General features: G+C 49.6%; 11 protein-coding genes. 9 read left to right on the top strand and 2 right to left on the bottom strand.

Features of this window, described 5'->3' with window-relative positions:
* The first annotated feature begins 3 nt into the window (after window positions 1-3).
* The 5 genes from GS601_RS19450 to GS601_RS19430 all read left to right on the top strand — a co-directional run bounded on the left by GS601_RS19450 (window position 4) and on the right by GS601_RS19430 (window position 10,171).
* Complete coding sequence (locus GS601_RS19450) at window positions 4-5,916, top strand: type I polyketide synthase (protein WP_162424953.1); 5,913 nt, start codon at window positions 4-6, stop codon at window positions 5,914-5,916.
* 87 nt (window positions 5,917-6,003) lie between these two features.
* Entirely contained in the window at window positions 6,004-7,260 is a 1,257-nt protein-coding gene (locus GS601_RS19445; RefSeq protein ID WP_162424952.1) for a glycosyltransferase, read from the top strand.
* Window positions 7,261-7,462: 202 nt separating this feature from the next.
* Entirely contained in the window at window positions 7,463-7,990 is a 528-nt protein-coding gene (gene fabZ / locus GS601_RS19440) for a 3-hydroxyacyl-ACP dehydratase FabZ (protein WP_162424951.1), read from the top strand.
* 63 nt (window positions 7,991-8,053) lie between these two features.
* Window positions 8,054-9,616, top strand: coding sequence for a GMC oxidoreductase (locus tag GS601_RS19435; RefSeq protein ID WP_238393387.1), 1,563 nt, complete (start codon window positions 8,054-8,056; stop codon window positions 9,614-9,616).
* Between the two features lie 57 nt (window positions 9,617-9,673).
* Entirely contained in the window at window positions 9,674-10,171 is a 498-nt protein-coding gene (locus tag GS601_RS19430; protein ID WP_162424950.1) for a hypothetical protein, read from the top strand.
* Window positions 10,172-10,451: 280 nt separating this feature from the next.
* On the opposite strand, the gene GS601_RS23820 is transcribed toward GS601_RS19430, so the two are convergent.
* Window positions 10,452-13,055: an SBBP repeat-containing protein gene (locus GS601_RS23820; RefSeq protein ID WP_202925222.1), complete on the bottom strand. Its 2,604-nt coding sequence runs from the start codon at window positions 13,053-13,055 to the stop codon at window positions 10,452-10,454.
* A 14-nt stretch (window positions 13,056-13,069) separates the two neighbouring features.
* Here GS601_RS23820 and GS601_RS19420 point away from each other — a divergent pair, with 14 nt between their 5' ends.
* The 3 genes from GS601_RS19420 (at window position 13,070) to GS601_RS23360 (ending at window position 16,022) form a co-directional block, all read left to right on the top strand.
* Window positions 13,070-13,210, top strand: coding sequence for a hypothetical protein (locus GS601_RS19420; RefSeq protein WP_162424949.1), 141 nt, complete (start codon window positions 13,070-13,072; stop codon window positions 13,208-13,210).
* Between the two features lie 990 nt (window positions 13,211-14,200).
* A complete protein-coding gene (locus GS601_RS19415) occupies window positions 14,201-14,800 on the top strand; it encodes a hypothetical protein (protein WP_162424948.1) in 600 nt (199 codons plus the stop codon).
* A gap of 241 nt (window positions 14,801-15,041) precedes the next feature.
* The gene (locus GS601_RS23360; protein WP_238393386.1) at window positions 15,042-16,022 is read left to right on the top strand and encodes a COG3650 family protein; all 981 of its coding nucleotides are present in this window, start codon (window positions 15,042-15,044) and stop codon (window positions 16,020-16,022) included.
* Window positions 16,023-16,125: 103 nt separating this feature from the next.
* Here GS601_RS23360 and GS601_RS19405 read toward each other — a convergent pair whose 3' ends face one another.
* Window positions 16,126-20,388, bottom strand: coding sequence for a GAF domain-containing protein (locus GS601_RS19405; protein ID WP_162424947.1), 4,263 nt, complete (start codon window positions 20,386-20,388; stop codon window positions 16,126-16,128).
* A gap of 539 nt (window positions 20,389-20,927) precedes the next feature.
* On the opposite strand from GS601_RS19405, the gene GS601_RS19400 reads away from it, so the two are divergent.
* Window positions 20,928-23,726 carry an HAD-IC family P-type ATPase gene (locus tag GS601_RS19400; protein ID WP_162424946.1) on the top strand — a complete coding sequence of 933 codons (2,799 nt, stop codon included), beginning with the start codon at window positions 20,928-20,930 and terminating at the stop codon, window positions 23,724-23,726.
* Window positions 23,727-23,853 lie beyond the last annotated feature (127 nt).

The raw sequence follows: 23,853 nt of genomic DNA, 5'->3' as shown, positions 1-23,853 counted from the left end.
CTTATGGAACCTATCGCAATTATTGGTATCGGTTGTCGGTTTCCTGGCGCGAGAGATCCCGAATCCTTTTGGCAACTTTTGCACAATGGAGTGGATAGCGTTTCGGAAATACCCAGGGAGCGCTGGGATGTTGATGCCTTCTATGATCCAGAGCCAGGAACACCTGGGAAAATGAGTACCCGCTATGGGGGCTTTTTAGAGCAGGTCGATCGCTTTGATCCCGCTTTTTTTGGCATTTCTCCCCGCGAAGTCGAGCGGATGGACCCGCAGCAACGGCTTGTCTTAGAAGTTGCTTGGGAAGCCCTAGAGAATGCCGGGATCATTCCTGCCGCATTGGGGGGCACTCAGACGGGCGTGTTTATGGGCATTGGTAATTATGATTACTGTCGCATTCTCGCCCGCGATCTTTCTCGTGTGAATGCTTACGATGGCACTGGCAACACCCTCTCGATCGCAGCAAACCGATTGTCCTATATTCTCAACTTGCGAGGACCTAGTGTTGTTATCGAGACCGCTTGTTCTTCGTCACTAGTTGCGCTGCATTTTGCTTGCCGTAGTTTGCAGAGCCGCGAATCTGATGTGTGTTTGGTGGGTGGGGTCAGCCTGATGCTGTCGCCGGAGCCGTTTATTACCTACTCTCATGCCCGCATGATGGCACCTGACGGACGGTGCAAAACCTTTGACGCCAGCGCTGATGGCTATGTCCGGGGTGAAGGGTGTGGCATGGTGGTGCTAAAACGGCTTTCAGATGCCCGTGAGGATGCCGATAATATTTTGGCAGTGATGAGAGGTACGGCGATCAATCAAGATGGCTTGAGCAATGGCTTAACCGCTCCTAACGGTCCGTCTCAGCAGGCAGTGATTCGGCAAGCGTTGGACAACGCGGGAGTGGCTCCGGCTCAGATCAGTTATGTCGAGACGCATGGGACGGGCACTCCGCTAGGCGACCCGATCGAGGTCAAGTCTCTCAAGGCGGTGCTGATGCGCGATCGCAAGCCAGATCAGCCCTGCTGGCTTGGTTCTGTCAAAACCAATATCGGGCATTTAGAAGCGGCGTCTGGAATTGCGAGCGTGATTAAGGTGGCGCTGGCAATGCAGCATCGAGAAATTCCGCCTCATCTGCATTTGAAGCAACTCAACCCCTATATTTCCCTGGAAGGAACGCCTCTCGCCATTCCTACGGAGCGTCAACCTTGGCTGACCGAAGAGCGTTTTGCGGGCATCAGCGCCTTTGGATTTGGGGGAACCAATTGTCATGTCGTGCTAGAAGCAGCCGATTCTGGGCTTAGCGGCGTCTCTGCAACCCCACGATCGACAACTCAGGATTCAAGCACTGTCGATCGTCCTCTTCATGTCCTGACGCTTTCAGCAAAAGATGAGACAGCCTTGCAGGCGTTGGCACAACGGTATGCAGATTTCTTAGCCACGCATTCTGATGTTTCGCTGAGCGATGTTTGCTTCACAGCCAATACAACGCGATCGCAGTTTGATCATCGTCTAGCGATCGTGGCTGAGTCCGCTGACCACTTGCGGGATCAGTTAGCCGCCTTTGCAGCAGTGCCTGCCGGACTCGTGAAAGAACACCCCAACGGCGGCAAAAAGCGTCCAAAAATTGCCTTTCTGTTCACAGGTCAGGGGTCGCAATATGTTGGCATGGGACGGCAACTCTACGAAACCCAACCGATGTTTAGACAAGCTCTCGATCGCTGTGATGCCATCTTGCGTTCCTATCTAGACATTCCGTTGCTCGAAATTCTCTACGCAGATTCGGGATCTGCACCAAAACTAGATGAGACGGCTTACACACAACCTGCTTTATTTGCATTAGAGTATTCGCTTTACCAACTGTGGCGATCGTGGGGGATCGAACCTGCAATTGTTATGGGTCATAGCGTTGGTGAATATGTTGCTGCTTGTGTTGCAGGCGTGTTTAGCCTCGAAGATGGGCTGAAGCTGATTGCGGCTCGTGCCCGGTTGATGCAGGCTTTGCCACAAGATGGCGAAATGGTTGCCGTGTTTGCGACTGAGGGGCAAGTTGCGGCTGCCATTCAGCCTTATACCGATGTTGCGATCGCGGCGATCAATGGCGCGCAAAGTATTGTGATGTCTGGTCGGCGGCAGTCTGTTGAAGCTGCGATCGCGACGCTAAACGCGCAAGGCATCAAGACCCGAAAGCTCAATGTCTCTCATGCCTTCCACTCTCCCTTAATGGAGCCAATGCTCGACGAGTTTAAGCGCGTTGCCGCAGAGGTCAGCTACTCATCTCCAACCCTTAAGTTCGTGTCTAATCTTACCGGAGAACTTGCGACTGATCAGGTTGCCACACCGGAATATTGGTGTCAGCATGTACGCCAACCTGTTCGATTTGCAACCGGAATGGAAACGCTGTATGAGCAAAAATATAATGTATTTGTGGAAATTGGAGCTAAGCCAACGTTAATTGGGATGGCAAGAGCCGACTGCGAATTTAGCAATGCAAACTCGAACACTGGCAACACGTTATCCGATCGCTCAAGTTTACTTTGGCTTGCCAGCTTAACTCCCAAGCAAGCCGATTGGCAGCAGATTTTAGAAAGTTTGACAGTGTTGTATGAGCGCGGCGTAGCGGTCGATTGGGCGGCGTTCGATCGAGCCTATCCGCGTCGTCGTTTGCACCTGCCCACTTATCCATTTCAGCGCCAACGCTATTGGGTAGACATCCCTGAAAATGGTGTGGCAAAGACGCCAGATTCCATCCCTCACCTGCTCAATTCTGCGGATTCTCAACAGCTAATTCAGCAATTAGAAACCACAGGAAGCTTATCAGCAGAAGAATTAAGCCTACTGCCCAAGCTGCTAGAACTGCTCACCCAGCAAACCCAGAAGCCTGCCGACCCGATCGAACAAACGGCTCAAAATTGGCTCTATGAAATCGAGTGGCAACTCAAGCCACGCACCTCAAACCGTCCGTCACAGGAATCGGGGTGTTGGCTGATCTTGGCAGACAAAGGCGGGATCGGAGATGCGATCGCACAACGGTTGCGAGATCGCGCTCAGCCCTGTATTCTGGTCTACCCAGGAGAGACGTATGAGGCAGCAGCGCCAGGAACGTTCAGCATCAATCCTGCTGAGAGAGCCGATTTTGAGCGGCTGTTAACAGAAGGTCTAGCGACGCTCGATCATCCCTTACGAGGCATCCTTCACCTCTGGAGCGTAGAGCCGATCTCCGCAAAAACCATCACCCTCCCCTCGCTAGAGCAAGCGCAGATTTTAGGCGTGGGTAGCGTGCTGCATTTATTGCAAACCTTACAGGCGAAATTCACCGCCGCTCTGCCTCGATTGTGGCTAGTCACCCAGGGCGCTGTTCCGGTCGATGCTTCGCTGCGGGCTGTGGCTCAAGCTCCCCTGTGGGGATTGGGAAAAGTAGTAGCGCTAGAACATCCTGACCTGTGGGGAGGACTAATCGATTTGCCTGCTGATGCGATCGCCGCGATTTCGTCTTTACAGGCAGAACTTGAAGATGCTCAAGAAGACGATCAGATTGCTTTACGAGATGGACAGCGCTATGTCGCTCGTTTGGTGCAAAAACCAGTACCAGCACCTCAAGAAGCGATCGTTCGAGCAGCGGGGACTTACCTGATCACAGGCGGTTTGGGAGCGTTGGGGCTAAAAGTTGCCCAATGGCTGGTGGAAAAAGGTGCACGACAATTAGTGTTGATGGCGCGGCGCGAACCGTCTAGCGAAGCGCAGGAAACCTTATGCCAATTAGAACAAATCGGAGCCAAGATTGTCGTTGCTCAGGCAGATGTGACATGTGCAGTAGATGTCAGCAGAATGCTAGAAGACATTCAGGCAGCAATGCCACCTCTGCGAGGCATTATCCATGCGGCGGGTGTGCTTGACGATGGAATTTTGCTGCAACAAAATTGGGCGCAGTTTACGCGGGTGATGCATCCCAAAGTTCAAGGGGCGTGGAATTTGCACACCTTGACCCAAACGCTACCCCTAGATTTCTTTGTGCTGTTCTCCTCTGCCGCTTCGTTGTTAGGTTCACCTGGTCAAGGAAACTACGCTGCCGCTAATGCCTTTCTAGATGCCCTAGCTCACCATCGTCGATCGCAAAAACTACCCGGATTGAGCATCAACTGGGGAGCCTGGAGCGACATTGGCATGGCAGCGACTCTGAGCAGCCGCCATCAAGCTCGTTTGGCAACGCAGGGACTCAGCGCGATCGCACCTGAACAAGGATTGTATCTGTTAGGGCAACTTTTAGGACAGCCCCTAGCGCAGGTTGGGGTGCTCCCGGTTGAGTGGTCGGTGTTTGGGCAGCAATTTAGCCCCGGTCAACACCCGCCCTTGCTCTCAGAATTGCTGCGCGATGCCCATCCCAACGTAGCGCCATTATCAGCGCAACAACGTGAGTTTTTGCAACGGTTACAGTCGGCATCAGAGGGCGATCGTCAGCCGCTTTTAAAGACTTACCTGCAAGAAAAAGCTGCCAAGGTGCTAGGGCTAACGACTTCTGCAATTGATACAGAGCGCTCTCTCCATGACTTGGGACTCGACTCCTTGATGGCAGTCGAACTCACCAGCCTGATTCGGACTGATTTGCAGGTAGACTTGCCCGTTAGAGCGTTGATAGAAGATCCAAGCATCGCCAATCTTGCCGCGCTGCTAGCCGCTCAACTCAATCCTGAAGGGGCAAAACCAGAGGAAACAACGGTTCTAGATCTCAGCGCTGAAGCCGTTTTAGACCCATCTATCAACCCTGCTAACGCGATCATTCAGCCTGCGATCGCACCTACGTCGATCTTGTTGACAGGGGCAACGGGCTTTTTAGGAGCCTTCCTGCTTCACGACCTGCTTGAGCAGACCCAAGCCGAGATTTACTGCCTGGTTCGGTCTACCGATGCCGAGTCTGCCAAGATCAGACTGCAAAAAAATCTGGAATCTTATGACCTTTGGAATGAGCGATTTAGCTCCAGAATTATTCTCGTTTTGGGCGATTTGGCTCAACCTCAATTGGGTCTATCAGCAGAACAGTTTGAAACCCTCGCCAGTCAAATTGATAGTATCTATCACAATGGGGCTTTACTAAATTACATTTATCCCTACTCCAAATTCAAGCCAATTAATGTTTTGGGAACTCAAGAGATTCTCAAGTTGGCATGTCAAATTAAGGTCAAACCTGTTCATTATATATCGAGTGTTGCGGTTTTTGAGTCATCTGCTTACTACGGAAAAAAGGTGACAGAAGCGGATGTAATCGATCGCAGTGAGGGAATTTATCTCGGCTATTCTCAAAGCAAATGGGTGTCAGAAAAGTTAGTTCAAATTGCTAGCGATCGTGGGCTACCGGTCACAATTTATAGACCGCCATTAGTGTCGGGTCATAGCAAAACAGGAGTTTGGAATACAGACGGATTTCTTTGCCGGATGATTCAAGGCTGCATTCAAATGGGAAGCATTATGACGGATCTTGACTTAATGTTAGATCTCTCTCCTGTTGACTATAACAGCCAAGCGATCGTCTACTTATCGAAACAAAAATCGTCAATCGGAAAGGTGTTTCACCTGCAAAATCCGCACCTACTTCACTGGAGCCAATTAGTTGAGTTTATCTGCTCGTTGGGCTACCCAATGGAGAAAGTTTCTTTTCAAGAATGGCAAGTCAAACTCAGTCAGGCGCGAGACAATCCACTTTACCCTTTGATTCCGTTCTTTGGTCAAAAGTGGTCTGAAGATCAATTAACCTACATTGAACTGAACCAGCAAGACAAGAGACCTCAAATTACCTGTGAAGCTACGATCGCTGCTCTTGCAGGCTCCTCGATCGACTGTCCTCCCCAAGATGCTCAATTGCTGTCAACCTATTTCTCGTACTTCATTCGTAGTGGTTTTCTAGAAGCTCCAAAAGTGGGCATAAGCAGCAAATAAAGAGTTGTAAGGGGCAAAATTTTTATCTATTACCGATTACTAGTTTGCAGATTCCTGTTCATTCTAAATAGTAATAGGATTAAACTAATGAGTTCTAATAAAGTTCGGACGCTTGCGTTTCTCGTAACAGCTTTTCCCCCTGAAGTAAGCGGGTCTTCTCACTTCAATTGGGCGCGTGCTCAATGGTTTGCGAAGCAGGGCTATCGTGTGATTGTCTTTGCTCCTGATGGGCAACAGAGTTCAGACTTTCTAGTGTCAAAATTTGATAAAAATGCGGACAAGAATCTCCTGATTGAACGTTATTCTTCAAAGCCTTGGATTCCTTACAAACTAACTTATGTGCCTACCTTTTTGGCAGCCCGTCAAATCAGCAAAAAGTTAGCGACTTATCAACCCGATCTAATTGTGATGACTGATGTTGAGCGTTATTTCTTATTAAGTGCATGGCATCTTCCAGGGAGAAGCTTTGCACAACAGCATCAGGTTCCCTACTTAGCTGAATACCATACGGATGTGTATAACTTTTCGTCTACCTATCCAGGATGGCAATGGTTACGCAGCTTTGTGCGACGTTCTCGGTTGCTAAGTTATTTATATCATCAACTCGATCGCACGATCTGCCCCAGCACTGCCGCTAGTAAAAGCTGTCAAGAAATGGGAATTCAAAACACCCAAGTGATTCCATTTTTTGGAACCGATATTTCTACATATCATCCTGATCGCCGCGATCGCGCCTGGCTAGAACCCTGGCTCAGCCCTCAAGAACAACCCAATAAAGTGCTAGTTTTCTTGGGTCGTCTTGGTTTCGAGAAACGAGTCGATTTACTGATTGAAGCGTTTGCAAAATTGCAGCGTAGCCAACCCAATTGTTCTCTACTGATTGTGGGGGATGGCCCTGCTGATGTCGTCGGCTCATTAAAACGTCTTGCTGAGCCTATTTCTAACATTCATTTTACAGGGTTTTTGTTAGGAGAAACAAAGGCGAATGTATTAGCATCCTGCGATGTTTTTTGTAGTCCATCGCCTTACGAAACCTTTGGGCTAACGGTGGTAGAGGCAATGGCTTCAGGAGTTCCAGTTGTAACTGTTGATAGTGGCGCAGTAGCAGAATATCTCATTGATGGAGTGAATGGATATCTCGTTCCGCCTAACAGCGTGGAAGGGTTAACCAATCAGCTTGAAAAAGTGGTATTGAGTGACAATACAGACCTCATTCAACGCGCTTTACGAGATGCAAATAAGTTTTCCGTTGAACACGGATGTCAAAATCTTGATGATTACTATCAGCACCTCTTGGGAATGAGCCAAGATTCTCAAACGTTGACCAGTCTAAGCAGGATGTAATCGGCGTCTCAACGATTCCCCAAGTTGGGGTTATGTGTTCGATCGAGTGTGACCGTCAAACCAATTAGAGTTTAGACAAATGATACTTCAACTACAACGATTGGTATTTAAGAAATTTGAGTGTTAGTTGAGTTTTACAGTTGGCAATCCAGTCTCTGTCAAAATGCCTAATCTACATCAAAATCCCTAATCTAAACGTGCCATGTCAACTCTAATCGGCGTTGATTCTTCCACAACTCCTACGGTTAACGATTCGCGAAATCAGCCCAATCCTACTGATTTAAAGCCAGCCGACCCCAGTCTTACCGCAATCGAAATTCAGAAATTATTGCCTCACCGCTATCCCTTTTTGCTCGTCGATCGCGTGATTGAATACATTCCAGGTAAACGAGCTGTTGGTATTAAAAATGTCAGCTTCAATGAACCCTATTTTCAAGGTCATTTTCCAGGGAAACCGATTATGCCTGGAGTCTTAATTGTGGAGGCAATGGCGCAGGTAGGAGGTGTGGTGCTAACCCAAATGCTGGAGTCAGAAGGTAGCCTATTTCTCTTTGCGGGGATCGATAAAGTTCGGTTTCGTCGGCAAGTTGTGCCGGGAGATCAGCTTGTTATGACAGTAGATTTATTACGAGTTAAACAGCGCCGTTTTGGCAAAATGCAAGGACGTGCCGAAGTGAATGGAAAGTTGGTTGCTGAAGGCGAATTAGTATTTTCTGCGGTGATTGAATAGGCTGTTAATGCAAAATGATTCAAGTCAAATAGTTGAGTTAAACGATGAAGGAAAAATGGAAAAATGATGGATGATCATGTAGGGAATCATTATGATGTGATCATCATTGGCACGGGTGCTGGTGGCGGAACTTTAGCCCATCGGCTAGCACCTAGTGGAAAAAAAATTTTGGTCTTAGAACGGGGTGCGTTCCTACCTAGAGAAAAAGCTAATTGGGATACTAAACAAGTCATTCAAAAAGAGCGCTATTGCACCTCTGAAGTGTGGTATGGCAGCGAGGGTAAAGCCATTCATTCAACTACTCATTATTGGGTTGGTGGCAACACCAAAGTTTATGGGGGGGCGCTGTTTAGGTTTCGTGAACGAGACTTTGAAACGGTCATTCATAAAGGGGGTATCTCTCCTGAATGGTCATTGAAATATCGAGATTTTGCCCCCTACTATGCTCAGGCTGAAAAACTCTATGAAGTTCATGGTCAGCGCGATCTTGATCCGACTGAACCGCAGTGCAACGAAGCCTATCCATTTCCAAAAATCAGCCACGAACCTTACATTCAAGCCCTGCATAACGCTCTGCAAAAAAAAGGTTTCCACCCCTTTTATCTGCCCCTTGCTATCCGGTTAAATGAAGTCGAGCCTCTAGCAAGTGCTTGCATTCGTTGTGATACTTGTGACGGGTTTCCGTGCTTTATCAATGGCAAAGCAGATGCAGATATGAATGGAATACGACCCGCGATCGCGCATACCAATCTCACGCTGCTCACCGGAGCAAAAGTGTTACGGCTACACACAAGTGCATCAGGTCGCGAAGTCACTGGGGTTGAATCGGAAATTGCAGGCAAGCGCCAAATGTTCTCTGGGGAGATTGTGGTGGTGGCTTGTGGTGCAATTAACTCGGCGGTTTTGTTGCTCCAATCTGCTAACGATCGACATCCAAATGGGTTAGCCAATAGCTCTAATTTGGTTGGGCGCAACTATATGGCTCACAGGCATGCAGTGGTCATGACGATAACAGCCCAGCCCAACCCAACCGTTTTTCAAAAAACACTTGCTGTTCTTGATTTTTACTGGGGAGAAAAAGAGTTTGCTTACCCAATGGGAAGTGCACAATTGCTGGGCAATATCCACAAAGATAAACTGATTGCCTATGGGTCTCCGTTGATCCCTAGTATTGTTTTCGATGCGATCGCTAAACGTTCTGTGGCTTGGCTGCTCATGACTGAGGATCTGCCAGATTTTAATAATCGTATTGGAATTAAAGGTGGGAAGATTTTTCTCGATTATACTAACAATAATAGTGTAGCATTTAATCGATTAATCAAGCGTTGGACTACGGTGTTAAAGTCAGTTAATCATCTTCATCAAACTGGGCTATTTAAATCGCCTTTCTTGCATATTTCTCAAAAGATGACTTCTAAAGAAATCGCTCATCAATGTGGGACTTGCCGCTTTGGTGAAGATCCCAAAACTTCGGTGCTTGATCTGTATTGTCGCACCCACGATGTTGATAATCTTTATATTGTAGATAGTAGTTTTTTTCCTTCTAGTAGCGCTTTAAACCCATCTCTAACTATTATGGCAAATGCTCTGCGGGTCGGAGAACATTTGCTCGAAAGATTGAAGTAAACGATTTGAAGAAGAGGATTGAAATTAGAAGTTTAGTTAACTTAAAAATTGGGAAAGATGAAGCTCTCAAAAATTCGCTCGATTGAGATTATTGCAATAGTAGGAATTGGTTTTAGTGTTGGGGTATCGGCAAGCTTAGCTCAAGATAGCCGTTGTTATGGTTTGGACTGCAATGATAAAGCCGCCACAGAATATGGTTGTGTTGTTGATGCGTTGGTTAGAGAACAAATCACGATAACGGTGAATCGCTGGCAAGATGCTGGGCAAGCACAACCGATTACAATTCAAAAAATGTATTCAGAAATCTGCAACGCAACTTGGACGCGAGCCTACGTTCCAAATGAGTCATTTCTTTATATTACAGAAAATGATTTGGCAAATAGCAATCAACTCACTCGTGGGCTGTTGAAAGCAACTGGTACTGGCTATTTTTGGGCAGATGGAAACATGGTTGAGAGTAGAGGTATTACTCAGGCTTGTGTGGCACTTCCCATTCTTTCAACCGGAAGCGGACATGAGATTTACGATCGCCACTGCACGCCTTTTAATAATTAACGTCTGCTGCTGTTTCACTGCGCGATCGCAAGAGACCTTCAGCAAAACTGTCAAGTTATTTGGCTCAAAGCTTTTTCGCCCTCTTACATGGCAGACGATTCGCCCCATCTTCAGACTCTGAGCGACGAGCGCCGTTCAGTCTCCTGTTTTCGGCAGTTCGGGCATAGCGCTAATCTGTCGTTATAGGAAACGTTTGTATTGCCGTTTCCTATAACGCTTATCAAAACGTTCGCTACAATGTTAACTAACATGGCTATAAAGCCGTAGTTAATCTAATCTATTATGCGAACGCTGACCTAACTATATTTGCTTGCACACCATTGACTATAGCTAACAGTTCGTTACTGCTAGAAACTCTAATCAGCGTGTTACTGGCATCAAGCCCCATTCCCTGAGTAATTGACAACCGCCCAAAGCCCAAACCTCCTGAAAGCCCAATTCGGTCGCCCTCGCTGGCTGTAAAGTCTGTAATGGTTTGGGTACCACCCAACTCTAAGTAAAAGGTGTCAGCCCCGTTGCCGCCTTCTAAAATATTGCGACCCTTGCCACCATACAGCCTGTCATTGCCATCGCCACCCCGGAGCACATCATCGCCGCTTAAGCCATAGAGCGTATCATTGCCCCCTTGCCCGTTGATCACATCATTGGAATTGTCGAAGCCTTTCACAATATTGTTGAGATCATTGAGGAACGTGACAGAATTGCGGTTGAAGATGCGACTGCCGCTCCAGTTTGCGTCTACAACATCGAAGCTATCGTTGCCCGTCGTTTGCCCATCAAACACAATGTTACTTACGTTTACAGATGCTCCAGTTGCTTTCTGCAAGTTGTCTAGATTTTCTAGCTTAAAGTTCTTGAGGCGGACTGTAGTCGAGCTAACGCCATCAAAACTGATCACCAAATCGCCGTTTTCCTGAGTGAGAATCATGTTTCGAGCCGTCAACCCAGTTCCCTCAAATTTCAGAGTGTCTACCTCGGCGATCGTTGCCGCAGAAGGACTCACCCCCGTGCCTACTCCAGTGAAATTGAGAATACTAAGCGTGTCTCCTGCCGCAATCTCGAACGTGTTTTGCTCTCCGGCACCATCTAGAGTGCCATTAAAGTTTAGAAGAGTTCCTGATGCCGCATCGAGTTTGGCTGTCCAGCCGTCAAAAGATCCAGCATTGAGCGCCCCAAACGACCCTTGAGTGATGCCTGTAACGTAAAGGTTGCCCTCTGCATCGCCAGTCAGCCCATACAGTTCATCGCGATCGCTGGTGCCAAACTGAGTGATCCAAATTTGATTGCCATCGGTGTCATATTGGGCAACCCACGGATCAAAAGACCCGGCATTGGTTCCTCCTAAACTGCCGTCGGTATAGCCTCCCACAAAAATGTTGTCGGTTTCGTCAATGTAAAGACTATAGGCTTCGTCATCACCAGCAGTCCCAAACTGACGAATCCACAATTGGTTGCCTGAACTGTCATACTTTGTTAAGTAGCTATCGTAAGATCCTGCGTTCGTTCCTCCTAAACTTCCTAGAGTCCAGCCCGCTGTGTAGACATTGCCCGAACTGTCTGTGCGAACATCCCACGACCATTCGTAGTCAGGGGTTCCATACTGAACCACCCATTGCTGTTCACCTGTGGCGTTGTCATACTTAGCAATCCAGTTGTCATAAAGCCCAGCATTGATGCCTCCCAAGTTACCTACAGTCCAGCCTGTTGCATAAACGCTGCCATCGTTGGCAACGGTAAGACCGTAGGTTTCATCAAAATTGAGGAAACCGGATGTGCCCGTCTCTGTAAACCACTGCTGGTTGCCATCGGTGTCAAATTTGATCACGAAAGCATCATCTGGGTTCTCAAGAGAGCTTCTCACATTTGCCCCAGAGATGAAGACATCGCCAGTGTCGGGGTCAACATCAATATTAAAGGCATTAAAAATAATATTTTGCCCAATCTGGCGAATCCACTGCTGAGTGCCGCTACTGTCGTATTTTGCAACGAAGGTATCAAGTAGGTCTGCTTGCTGAGGACCTGCAAAGCCACTGTTGCTGTCGGTAACTCCTGTTATGTAGTAGTTACCTTGATTGTCGGTATCGATGCCATAGATCGTTTCAAAGCCCGAAGTGCCAAACTGTTGAGTAAACAACAGATTGCCCTGGCTGTCGTATTTGCTCACAAAGTTGTCTCGCAGCCCAGCGTTTGCCCCTGCCAGAGAGCCAGTGGTTCCCCCAGCGATGTAGACATTGCCAGACGGATCGGTGCTGATGCTGAGCGGAATATCGAATTCTGAAGTCCCAAATTGTTGAACTTGTGACAGAGCGGGGCCGGGAGGCGGGGTGATGCCTCTAAATTGGAAATAGCTCTCTTCTAGACTGAGACCAGAAGCCCCAAACAGCACGCCGATGATATCAAGCCCGGTTGCCCCTTGGTATGCGATCGCTGAACCGATGCCGATGCTTAGCAGTTGGTAGTCGCTGGCCTCGCCGTAGAGTTGAATCGCATCGAGGGCAGGGTTGAAGTCAGGAATCAAGGCAAAATCGTTTAGACCGAGACTAGTTGGGATGCCGTTGGCATAGTAGGGTCGGTTCCAGTCGCCTAGAATAAAGGTGTCGCTCCACTCACGAGCAGCCGGATCTTCGATGACCGCCGGGAAGTCGCCGAACAGAACATCAAATTGCGCTTGACCAGGAGTTGATGTAGGCGGTTGAAACCCAAGAAGCACATCGTTTCCAGTGCGACCAAAGATAGATTGGCTGGGTCTAAACCCGACCGCAATGTCGCTACCAGGTGTAAACAATTGAAGCGTAAACAACAGATCCTCTTCCACTTTCCGAAGCTCCTCGTAAGAGAAAATTGACAGCACGATGTGTTCCAAGCCGTGTTGGAGGTGCGCCACGCCAGTGTTTTGACGTGCCTAGCGATGAAAATGCGCGATCGCTTCCCTTGCCGCGCAACAACACTGTTGCTGACCTAGCTTGGATTGGTATTACTCCAGTTCGAGACGCATTAAGCAGTGAGAACGCAGACTACGCTCTCTCAACCGAACAATAGAATTAATTGGCAGATGCTTGCTTTATGGGGGGTATAAAACATTTCAGAGAAATTACTTAATGCACATTTCTGCACTAGCATCAGAAACCCTGTTATGAAAGCATCTTGGCATTGTGTTTGCAGGAAAGCACTACCTTTGCCGCATCTTTATGAAAAAAAAATACTAAAAATCCCCGTTTTGCCAGTAAAAGTACTTAAGCGAAATGTCTGTGCAGTGGGCTACGTAGATGCTGGGAGGGTTTTCACTGAGAATGAGCGTACCTTTCATCTCTGTAAAGGTTTCATACATAGAGAGAGTTCACGTATGTTAATCAGCCATCAAGCATGAGACAGGATGAACACAAACTAATGAACACACCGAAATTAGCCTTCTACGGAGATGCTAGCGCGGTAGTAAGCCTAGATTAAGGTTTCTGTAGAAGTCATTGGAGATCCGGACGATCGTGGAGAAACTTCTGCGTAAGTGGGTAGGTTACGACGGTACAGAGAAAGTGCTTGGGTGATCTTCCCCAACATTTCACAACGGTACTGCCGCATTAGCATTGGATGTAACAAATTAGCAGATGGTGCTGGAAGCCATGCTTCCTAATGTGGTGTCGAGGGTATCCGATCTATTCGCTATATCTGCTGTCAAGTGATCTGCTGTCAAGTTCGCTGCCAATACAAGCCTTTGTGTGAGTTCTGCACGACTGAGTACGATCGCTATCTGACACCCCGAAGCAGAAAAGGTCATTGTTACCAAGTCAGAATGGCATGATGCTTTATGCTCGGTTCTTGGTGGGGTCAGCCGTTCTGATGCCTTGTCTAGGTTGTGTCCCCATCAAATTCTTAACACTGTAGTTACAATTATCTCCTAAATGTTGTTTTCAATTGCAGCACTGCTACTACAATCAGAACAGCAATTTATTCATTTGGGAACGAAGAACAATGGCGTACATGGTGCTAAGTGATGAATCGAAAGCGCAATTGGAGAAAGAACGAGACAGACTAATGCACGACCGTGATGCTATCCTTGCCTCCGTGACGGCAGAAATCGACCGCACTCTAGCGCAAATTAACACCCTGTTAGGGCACACATCTCCCTATGTTGAATCTAGCGAACTTGCTGCTGAACCTGATGAGTCTGAGCGTTCACCTGCTTTTTCGCGAAGCAACCAACCACAACAAGAGCCAGCAGAAGCTAATGCCCCTCGTCGCAAAGGGCGTCCTAAGTCTGCTGCAAAGCTCAGTGCTGCGGCGTTAGACTCAGCATCAGATAATACTCTACTTTCTGCGCCCAAAAGCCAGGCTCGCAAGAGCAAAGCATTTGAGCCGCAAGCCCTCGATCGCAAGTTCAAGAACCTGACACCTCAAGCTGCGATCGTCCAAGTGATGACTCAGAATCCTGAGCAAGCGTTTACTACAGATGAAATGATCGAGGTACTCTATGGCAATTTTGAGGGGGAAGCCTTGGCAAAAGCTCGTAAGAGTGTGGCTGGGTTCCTTTCTCGCGGAGTGATCCAAAAACGGTTAGCAAAAGTTCAGATCAATCCCTCTCGGTTTAAACTCGTGTCTTCTGAAGAGACTGGCATTGAGTCACCAGACGCTTGATCTGTCTCAGTCAGCTTTTATAGGCAATGTTAGGCTTGCTTTGCTCAGAACAAACTAGCTCCTCACTGCCCTCTGCCGTAAACCCAAACTGCTCACCCACCAGACGTTTCCGCATTTTGCCGTTGAGTTGGCTGTTCGCGGCTCAACAGCAAAAGCTCATTTTGTCAGCATCGCGGAAACCCTGGTTTAACCGTTGAAGTTATTAAAACTATCAAAATCAATCGTTTGGGTCAAGAAAATAATGATGCATCGCAAATATTTGAAGCAACGGCTTCTCCAATCTGCTGGGGCAATTTTGATCCTGGGAACGGCATCTGTTCCTGTGTTCACGTCTTCCACACTGAGTCGGGCAAATCAGGCTGCATCGGTGGTATCTCAGCAAAAACCAGCCCCTTCGGGGCAAACTCTTTATCGAACTCCTGCTTTGGGGCTAGGCGAAGCTAACCCTGATAGTTTTCAGTTTGGGTACTCTCGCAAAGCGTTTGTTGTGGATGTGGCTCAACGTCTGCCAAAGGATTCATCGCTGCTAAATGCGATTGATATTTGGACACAGCAAGACTACCAGAGCATTGAAGCTGGCGACTATGAAGGTGGAACAGAGTATCCAGCGAATGTGCGTGTGTCTGTGCATCGCAACCCTCAGAACGTTTCGGTGCAGCAATGGGTAAAGCAAAGCAACCAGTTTGTAGCCCCTAGCCATTTCAAACAGCGTGCGATCGCAGGGCAGAAAGGGGTTTTGTTTTCATCTACTGGGCTTTACGAAAACGAGAATGTGGTCTTCTCTAACCCCAAGAGCGGCAATATTATTTTGATTAGTCTTGCCAAGGTAAATTACGGTGATAGTGACGCAATGTATCGCACAGCGTTTAACGAGGTGATGAATTCATTTGCGTTCACTAAAGCTGAGCCATCTTCGACAGCTAAGGAATCATTTATCGTTCGTGGGAATGAGCCATTTTGGAACGTTACTGTAAACAAAAGTAATATTGTTTATTCAACGCCAGAGACTCCAAAACTGACCTTTCCATCTGTTGCTCCTTTAGGCGCTGAAGGACGCCCTGCGGATAACGTTCGGGTGTACCGGCTGCAAGGGCAACCAAGCGGATTTTTGATCATTAACAAAGGTGCATGTAGCGATACAATGTCTGACCAAGCGTATGCTTACAGTGCAACGCTGATATTGGGGAATGTGGTTCGGGAAGGCTGTGCAGTAAAACAATAGCTTCTTGCAACCGTGGGATTGCAACCGTGGAGTGGCAACGGATTTATGCAAGAAGTCTAATAAGACAGGAAGGTCTTGTCTGTTTCGTTGGTTGAGCTTCCTGTTAAAGCGATCGCTGCTGTTTGACGAGATCGGCGATCGCGCGCGTTAGGGTTTCCGGTTCTATAGGCTTTGGGATGTGATGTTGAAACCCAGCAGCGATCGCGTGCTGTCGATCGTGGTCTCCTGCATAGGCAGTCAGGGCAACTGCTACAAGTTGTTTGCCTTGGGGCAGCATACGGATCTGTTGAATCAAGGCGTAGCCGTTCATCTCTGGCATGCCAATATCGCTGACTAACACATCAAACCGGGCTTGCTCAACCGCCTGTAGGGCTTCGGCGGCCGAAGACGCTGAGGTGACGATCGCCCCTGACTGCCCCAGGATAAAAGCAACTAATTCGCAGGAATCGATTTCGTCATCTACCACGAGCACCCGAAGACTGGTGAGCAGCGAGGCAGGAGGCAAGCATTGGGAGGAAAGGCGATCTTCCTGAATGCGGCGATCGTTGGGCTTGAGCGTGGGTAGCCAAACGGTTAAGGTTGCCCCCATGCCTTCGCCTGGGCTATCTGCTCTAACGGTGCCGCCATGGAGTTCGACGAGATGCCGCACGATCGCCAGCCCTAGCCCCAATCCGCCAAACTTACGGGTGGTTGTGCTATCTGCCTGACGAAAATAGTCGAATACATGGGGTAAGAAAGCCGGATCAATGCCTTTGCCAGTGTCGCTCACGGTGATTTGAGCATATTGAGTGAGGATCTCTTCTCCGGGCTGATCTCCTAGGTTTGAAGCCAGGTTTGATGTCAGTTTGATGTCAACCTGTCCTCCGGGCTGGGTAAATTTGATGGCGTTGGTCAAAAGGTTCCAGATGACTTGCTGGAGCCGTCCGGCATCCCCCGAAACCTGAAGGGGGGCAGTGCTCGCTTCGGTGATTTCTTCAAACTGGATGGTGATCGACTTTGCGATCGCAGACAGCCGCACCGTTTCGATCGCCGCCTGAATCGTTTCTGCCAGATCAACGGCAACCGCATTCAGCCGCAGCTTACCCTGAAGAATTCGTGAAATATCTAGCAAATCTTCGATCAGTTGCGCTTGCATTTTGGCATTGCGCTCGATCGTATCGAGTGCCTGAGCCGTTTTTGCCCCATCTAATTTGCCAGCGCGCAGCAGCTTCGACCACCCCAAAATCGGGTTGAGGGGCGTCCGCAGTTCGTGGGACAGCACAGCTAAAAACTCGTCTTTAACACGGTTTGCCGATTCTGCCAGCGCGCGGGCAGTTTGTTCGGCTTCGTAGAGATGGGTGCGTGCGATCGCTTGGGCACACTGCTGCGCCAGCGACAGAATAAACGCTTGATTTTTTCCGTCTAGGTGCTGTGGCTCGGCAAAGCCAAAGGACATGCCGCCTACCGCCCGACCTTCTACCATCAGAGGAATTGAGATCCATGCCCCAAGTGGTTGCTCGGCATACTGCTGTGCAAGATGGGGGTAGCGGACGGCTCGTGCGGCAGATGGCTCTGCCCAGATTGGCTGCCCTGTCCGCACGGCTTCGGCGAGAGGCAGAGGAGCGTCTAGGGAAAACCGATCCCATCCTGCAAGCTGGTCTAGCTCAAAGCCGATCGCTCGAACGACTTCTAGTTCTGTGCCGGTTGGATGGAGCAGGGCAACCATCGCCACGGTTGCGCCCAACGCCGCGATGCCCTGATCCACAATCACATCCGACACTTGGGCTGGCGTCAGCGATTCGGAGAGGGCAGCAGTGACAGACTGAAGCCGAGTCACCCGTGCCGCAGATTGCTCGGCGGCTTGCTGCGCCTGCTGTGCCTCTTGATAGAGCCGAGCATTGTCGATTGCGATCGCGGCGCGGTGGGTAATATCTTCTGCTAGTGCCACCTCTGCCGCGCTGTAGTGGCGATGCGATTCTGCCATCACAAAGGTCATGGCTCCTAAAATCTGTCCACGGGCGATCAGCGGCGAGATGATGTAAGAGGTCAAGCCCAATTCGCGCAAAATGTGCAGATGGCTGGCATCATGAGCAATGGATGCTAACATCGCATCTGAAATATCTGCACCAAGCTCTGTTTGCCCGGTTCGCAGCACTTTGGCGATGCCCTCTGCTTCATCAATCTGTCGGGGATACTGCCGATGCAGTTCCCACCCTAAGTTCACTTTTTCTGGATCGCGATGGGCTACTACTACCCGATGAATGGTGTGATTGTCATGCAGCAAATCAACAGCACACCAGTCGGCAAAGAACGGCACGACCAACTCGGCAACGCTGGTCAGTGTGCGTTCATACTCTAGCGACGATGCGAGTGCCAGTGTAATCTCCACTAAAAATGCCGATCGCTGCTGATCGGCTTCGGCTTCTAGGCGGGCAGTTTGCTCTCGGATCAGTTGAGCGCGTTCGGCTTCGGCTCGTTTGCGATCGGTGATGTCTTTGTTGATGCCGACAAAAAAGAGGGGGTGTCCTGCTTTGTCGTACACTGTTTTGGCGGTCGTTTCGATCGGCACTTCCGAGCCATCGCAGCGCTGGCAGGGAATTTCGCCGCTAAATGCGCCTGTTTCTTGGAGCGATCGCATCATCTCGGACACGATCGTCGGGGGGTTGTCTGGATGATGGAGAAACTGAACTGATTTGCCGATCGCCTCGGCGGCGGTGTAGCCAAAAATCTGCTCTGCGTTGCCCAACCAGCGTTGGATCTTACCTTCTAAATCGGTTAGCAAAATGGCATCGGGCATCTGCTGCAAGGCGACATCGGAAATCCGCAGTTCCGCTTCGGCTGCCTTCCGCTCTGTAATGTCGTGCATGACAACAACGGCACCCTGGAGTAGGCCGTGGGCATCTGAGATTCCTTCAGAGTTGCGCGTTGTACGAATGGCTTGCCCACTTGCCAGCAGCGTCCGGGCGGTTCCTTGCTTGGGGATAATCATCATTTCTACGCCATCTACGGGCAGCCCTTGCAAGGCTTGAAAGAGCGGAATCTCGCTTTTAGTCATCCGCGTTTTGCCGTCTGCCAGGTAGAGGTCATAGTATTCTGCCCATTGCTCTGGCGGCAAGGGCTGTTCTGGGAGTCCGTGAAATTCTCGTGCTGCCCGGTTAAACAGGGTCAAAACACCGTCGGCATCACAGGCCACAATGCCTGCCTGAACATTATCTAGAAGCGCTTTGAGCAATTCTTGCTCTCGCTGGAGGGCGGCTTTGGCTTGCTGGCGTTCCGCAATTTCTAGGTGCAGCAATTCGTTGGTGCTGGATAATTCGGCGGTGCGTTGTTCTACGAGATGTTCTAACTCACTTTGCACCTGCCGCCGGGTCACCTCAACCTGTTGGTGCTCTAGTTCTGTTCCAATCCGCAGGGCAAAAATGGGGAGCAACGTTTCGGCAAGCTGGACGTTTTCGAGCGGCTCACTGTGCATCACTCCGAGCAAGCCAAGGGGGGCACCGTTGGAGTGATAAAACGGAACGGCGATGTAGCTTTCCACGTTGAGGGGTTCTAGCAGAGGAGCGTGGGGAAAGTGAGCCTGCACACCACTGGGATAGCAGCACAGTTTGCGCTGCCGAATCACCTCTCTGCAGGGGGTGTCGTGCAGAGAGTAGGCAAAGTTATCGATACTCTGACCGTGGGCGCAGACTGCGATCGTATGCAGCATCTCGACATTATGCTCATCGACTAAGCCAATGTAAATGTAGTCTGCTCCTAACACTTTCGCAAAATGCTGAACCAGGGCAGTAAAAAACGCATCCCCTGTCACGGTTGCTACGCCCTGAGTTACCTCTAGCAGCGCCGCATCGATTTGGGCAGCTTTCCGGGCGGCAAGCCGTAGCTCTAGCTCATCGACCACCATGGCGGCTAAGTCTGCCAGCGTTGCTTTCTGGTCATCAGTCAGGGGGGGGTGCGGTTTTGTATCGAGCAAACAGAGCGTCCCCAAGTTGTAGCCATCTTGCGTGAGCAAAGGCGCACCTGCATAAAAGCGTAATCCTGGTTCACTTTGCACGAATGGATTGCATGTGAGGCGATCGTCTTGGCGGGTATCGGGAATCACCAACACATCGTCAGACAACACGGCAAAGCTGCAAATGGTAGCATCCCGTTGGACTTCGCAAGGGTCAAAACCATGGCTTGACTTGAACCAACCCCTCGATTCATCGATCAAAGACACCAGGGTAATTGGCATATTAAACAGGCGTGCTGCCAAGGCTGTGATGCGATCGAACGCAGTTTCTGGGGGGGTATCGAGAATCTGATAGCGCCGCAATGCTTTTAACCGTTCCGCCTCGTTTGGGGGAAGGAGAGCAGTCAGGGGGGTGGGCTTTGGCAAAGCTTCGGTCATGGATTTGGGTAAACGATGAAGTCAGAATCTAGAGCAGCAACCGTGAGGATTGCCTTCTATCTTAATCTGTGTTGCTGAGCCAGTGATCGCTAAAATTTGATCGCTCTGCTGTCGCTATCCCGATTGGTGCTGGACGTGCGATCGCAGCGCTCTCGATTCCCGCTTTCGATTCTTGATGACCTAACGCAGCCTAAAAACGAAGCACAACTTAACAGATGTCGTGGCGCATTATGTACCAAAAATTAGAATTTTTGTTCTATCTAAAGGGAGAATCAGACCGTGCGATCGCTGAGGCGTTTTCGACCCTTGTGCTTGCAGTAAAGGTTTAGCAGTAAAGGTTTAAATGTCAGCGTCAATCAGGAATTTGGTACTGTAGGAAAAGCTTCAGGTCTCTGATGATGACGTAAACGCTCGCTAGTTATTTCTCGTAGGATGTAAATCGGCTATTTTTATGATCTAAAAAATAATCTTCAGAGTTTTCGTATATGTAATTTATTTTATCTAAAAAGTATTGTATTTTATTTTGCGAGATTTTGTGTATGACGACTACGGCTAAACCTCAATCTTCTGCTCAAGAATTTCATCAGCTTTCTGCCGATGCGGCGGCTCATCAGTTTGGTAGCGACCTAACCGCAGGCTTAACGGCAGCCCTGGTTGACCAACAGCGAGGGCATTATGGCTTAAATGAATTAACGGTTAAACCTGGAAAACCCGCTTGGCTGAGGTTTTTGCTGCAATTTAATCAAGCCTTGCTCTATATTTTGATCGTGGCAGGCGCGATCAAGGCGTTTTTGGGAGCCTGGACAAATGCGGCGGTGATTTGGGGCGTGACAATCATCAATGCTGTGATTGGCTTTGTGCAAGAATCGAAAGCAGAAGGTGCGATCGCGGCTCTGGCAAAAGCAGTCACCACCGAAGCTACCGTGATTCGAGATGGGCAAAAACAGCGCATTTCGTCTGAAGAGATTGTGCCTGGAGATTTGGTTTTGCTCACGTCTGGGGATAAAGTGCCTGCTGATTTGCGCTTGGTGAGCGCTCGCAACTTGCAAATCGATGAATCTGCATTAACGGGGGAATCGGTTCCGGTTGAAAAACTCACCGCGCCGTTGCAGCCCGACACCCCTTTAGCTGAGCGGCTAAACATGGCATACGCTGGAAGTTTTGTCACCTTTGGGCAAGGCAGCGGAATCGTCGTGGCAACGGCAAATGCAACCGAAGTTGGACGGATTTCACAATCTCTTGGGCAAAGCACGAACCTGAGCACGCCCCTGACACGCAAATTTGCCCAGTTTAGCCATAAGTTGCTCTACATCATTTTGGCGCTGGCAACGCTGACCATGGCGGTTGGCATTGCTCAGGGGCAACCTTTGGCAGGCATGTTTGAGGCGGCGGTTGCCCTAGCTGTGAGCGCGATTCCTGAAGGCTTGCCTGCGGTGGTGACCGTGACGCTGGCGATCGGAGTGAACCGAATGGCGCGCCGTCATGCGATCGTGCGGAAACTGCCAGCGGTGGAAACCCTGGGGGGCGCAACGGTGATTTGCTCAGACAAAACCGGAACGCTAACCGAAAACCAGATGACCGTGCAGGCGATTTATGCTGGGCAACGGCGGTATCGGGTTAGTGGCACTGGGTATAGCCCAGATGGGGCAATTTACGAGACGCGCACTTGGGACTCACTCCATGATGTAGAAAGTGATGTAGAAAGTGATGCAGAAAGCGTTCAGGAAAGTGTGATAGATGCGGCTCCGATGCTGCGAGAGTGCCTGATCGCCGGACTCATGTGTAATGACTCGCATCTAGAAGTGAGCGAAGATTCGCAGGGGCAAGGGCAGGATCGGTGGGTTGTGATTGGCGACCCCACCGAGGGCGCGTTGATTGCCGCTGCGAGTAAAGCTAATTTGCATGCCGATGCGATCGCGCCGTCTTTGCCTCGGTTGGACTCGATTCCGTTTGAGTCGCAGTTTCAGTATATGGCAACCTTGCATGAGCCTCAGGATGCCCCCCGTGGAGAAACCGTGATTTATGTTAAAGGGTCGGTAGAGGCGGTTTTGGGGCGCTGTCAGCCAACCCTAGAGGGTAGGGCGCTAGATCGACATGAGATTGAACAAAACGTTGAAACCATGGCGAAGCAAGGCTTGCGGGTGTTGGCGTTTGCCAAGAAACCCATGCCAGCCGATCACGACTCCCTCGATCATCACGATCTTGAAACGGGGCTGATGTTTTTGGGCATGCAGGGTATGATCGATCCGCCTCGTGCAGAAGCGATCGCGGCGGTTCGGTCTTGCCAGTCTGCCGGAATCCAGGTGAAGATGATTACCGGCGATCACATCACCACGGCAACTGCGATCGCAGAGCGGATCGGGCTGCAAAAGGCAGGGCAGGTTCGTGCCTTTGACGGGCAACAACTGACCCGCATGGACGATGCAGAACTATCGCAGGCGGTGGAAGACGGGGTGGTGTTTGCGAGAGTGGCTCCGGAGCAAAAATTTCGCTTGGTGGAAGCATTGCAGCGCCGGGGTGAGATTGTGGCGATGACGGGCGATGGGGTGAACGATGCACCCGCTTTGCGTCAGGCAGACATCGGCATTGCCATGGGCGGCGCAGGAACTGATGTGGCGCGCGAAGCCTCTGATATGTTGCTCACAGATGATAATTTTGCCTCGATCGAAGCGGCGGTGGAAGAAGGGCGAACGGTTTATCAGAATTTACGCAAAGCGATCGCGTTTATTCTTCCTGTGAATGGCGGCGAGTCGATGACCATTTTGCTCAGCGCTTTATTTGCCAGAGATTTACCAATTTTGTCGCTGCAAGTGTTGTGGCTTAATATGGTGAACTCTGTGGCGATGACGGTGCCTTTAGCGTTTGAGCCAAAATCTGAGGGTGTGATGGAGAATCTGCCGCGCAACCCCCGCGAACCGTTGCTCTCTAAAAGCCTGCTTCAGCGAATTGTGCTGATTTCTGTGTTCAATTGGGTTCTCATTTTTGGCATGTTTGAATGGATTCGCCAAACCACTGGAAACATTGCTTTAGCTCGCACGATGGCAATTCAAGCTTTAGTTGGAGGGAGAGTTGTCTATCTTTTGAGCATCAGCCATTTAGGACGCGCATTGATGTCTAAACTTCGAGGACAAGCGATTCCGATAGGTGATACAAAAGCTATTGTGATTGGTATTGTAAGTACTGTTGTTTTACAGATTATGTTTAGCCAGTGGAGTGCTATGAATACCCTGTTTGGAACAGCGCCTTTGAGTTTGAATCAGTGGTTGATTTGTTTGCTGCCAGCGTTGCCTATGGTTCCGGTGGCGCTCTTTGCAAATCGCCTCGATCGCCCCGATTGAGAAAATGCCCCGTGCGATCGCGCTATAATTTGCCGCGATCGCTGCCTAATATGACGTGAGTTCGACGAACGGAAGGTAGCGCAAAAAGAAAGCTGAGACTACGTTTGAAAGAGTTGTAAAATTCCTT

Origin of the sequence: Myxacorys almedinensis A (assembly GCF_010091945.1) — a bacterium.
Classification (GTDB): domain Bacteria; phylum Cyanobacteriota; class Cyanobacteriia; order Leptolyngbyales; family Leptolyngbyaceae; genus Myxacorys; species Myxacorys almedinensis.
The sequence above is the reverse complement of the archived record's forward strand: the minus strand, read 5'-3'. Positions and strand labels throughout refer to the sequence as shown.

What these genes read in the sequence shown, in the direction of transcription:
- GS601_RS19445 (WP_162424952.1), top strand. Translation starts at nt 6,004, where the DNA reads ATGAGTTCTAATAAAGTTCGGACGCTTGCGTTTCTCGTAACAGCTTTT.
- GS601_RS19400 (WP_162424946.1), top strand. Translation starts at nt 20,928, where the DNA reads ATGACGACTACGGCTAAACCTCAATCTTCTGCTCAAGAATTTCATCAG.
- GS601_RS19415 (WP_162424948.1), top strand. Translation starts at nt 14,201, where the DNA reads ATGCACGACCGTGATGCTATCCTTGCCTCCGTGACGGCAGAAATCGAC.
- GS601_RS23360 (WP_238393386.1), top strand. Translation starts at nt 15,042, where the DNA reads ATGATGCATCGCAAATATTTGAAGCAACGGCTTCTCCAATCTGCTGGG.
- GS601_RS19405 (WP_162424947.1), bottom strand. Translation starts at nt 20,388, where the DNA reads ATGACCGAAGCTTTGCCAAAGCCCACCCCCCTGACTGCTCTCCTTCCC.
- GS601_RS19435 (WP_238393387.1), top strand. Translation starts at nt 8,054, where the DNA reads ATGATGGATGATCATGTAGGGAATCATTATGATGTGATCATCATTGGC.
- GS601_RS19430 (WP_162424950.1), top strand. Translation starts at nt 9,674, where the DNA reads ATGAAGCTCTCAAAAATTCGCTCGATTGAGATTATTGCAATAGTAGGA.
- fabZ (WP_162424951.1), top strand. Translation starts at nt 7,463, where the DNA reads ATGTCAACTCTAATCGGCGTTGATTCTTCCACAACTCCTACGGTTAAC.
- GS601_RS19450 (WP_162424953.1), top strand. Translation starts at nt 4, where the DNA reads ATGGAACCTATCGCAATTATTGGTATCGGTTGTCGGTTTCCTGGCGCG.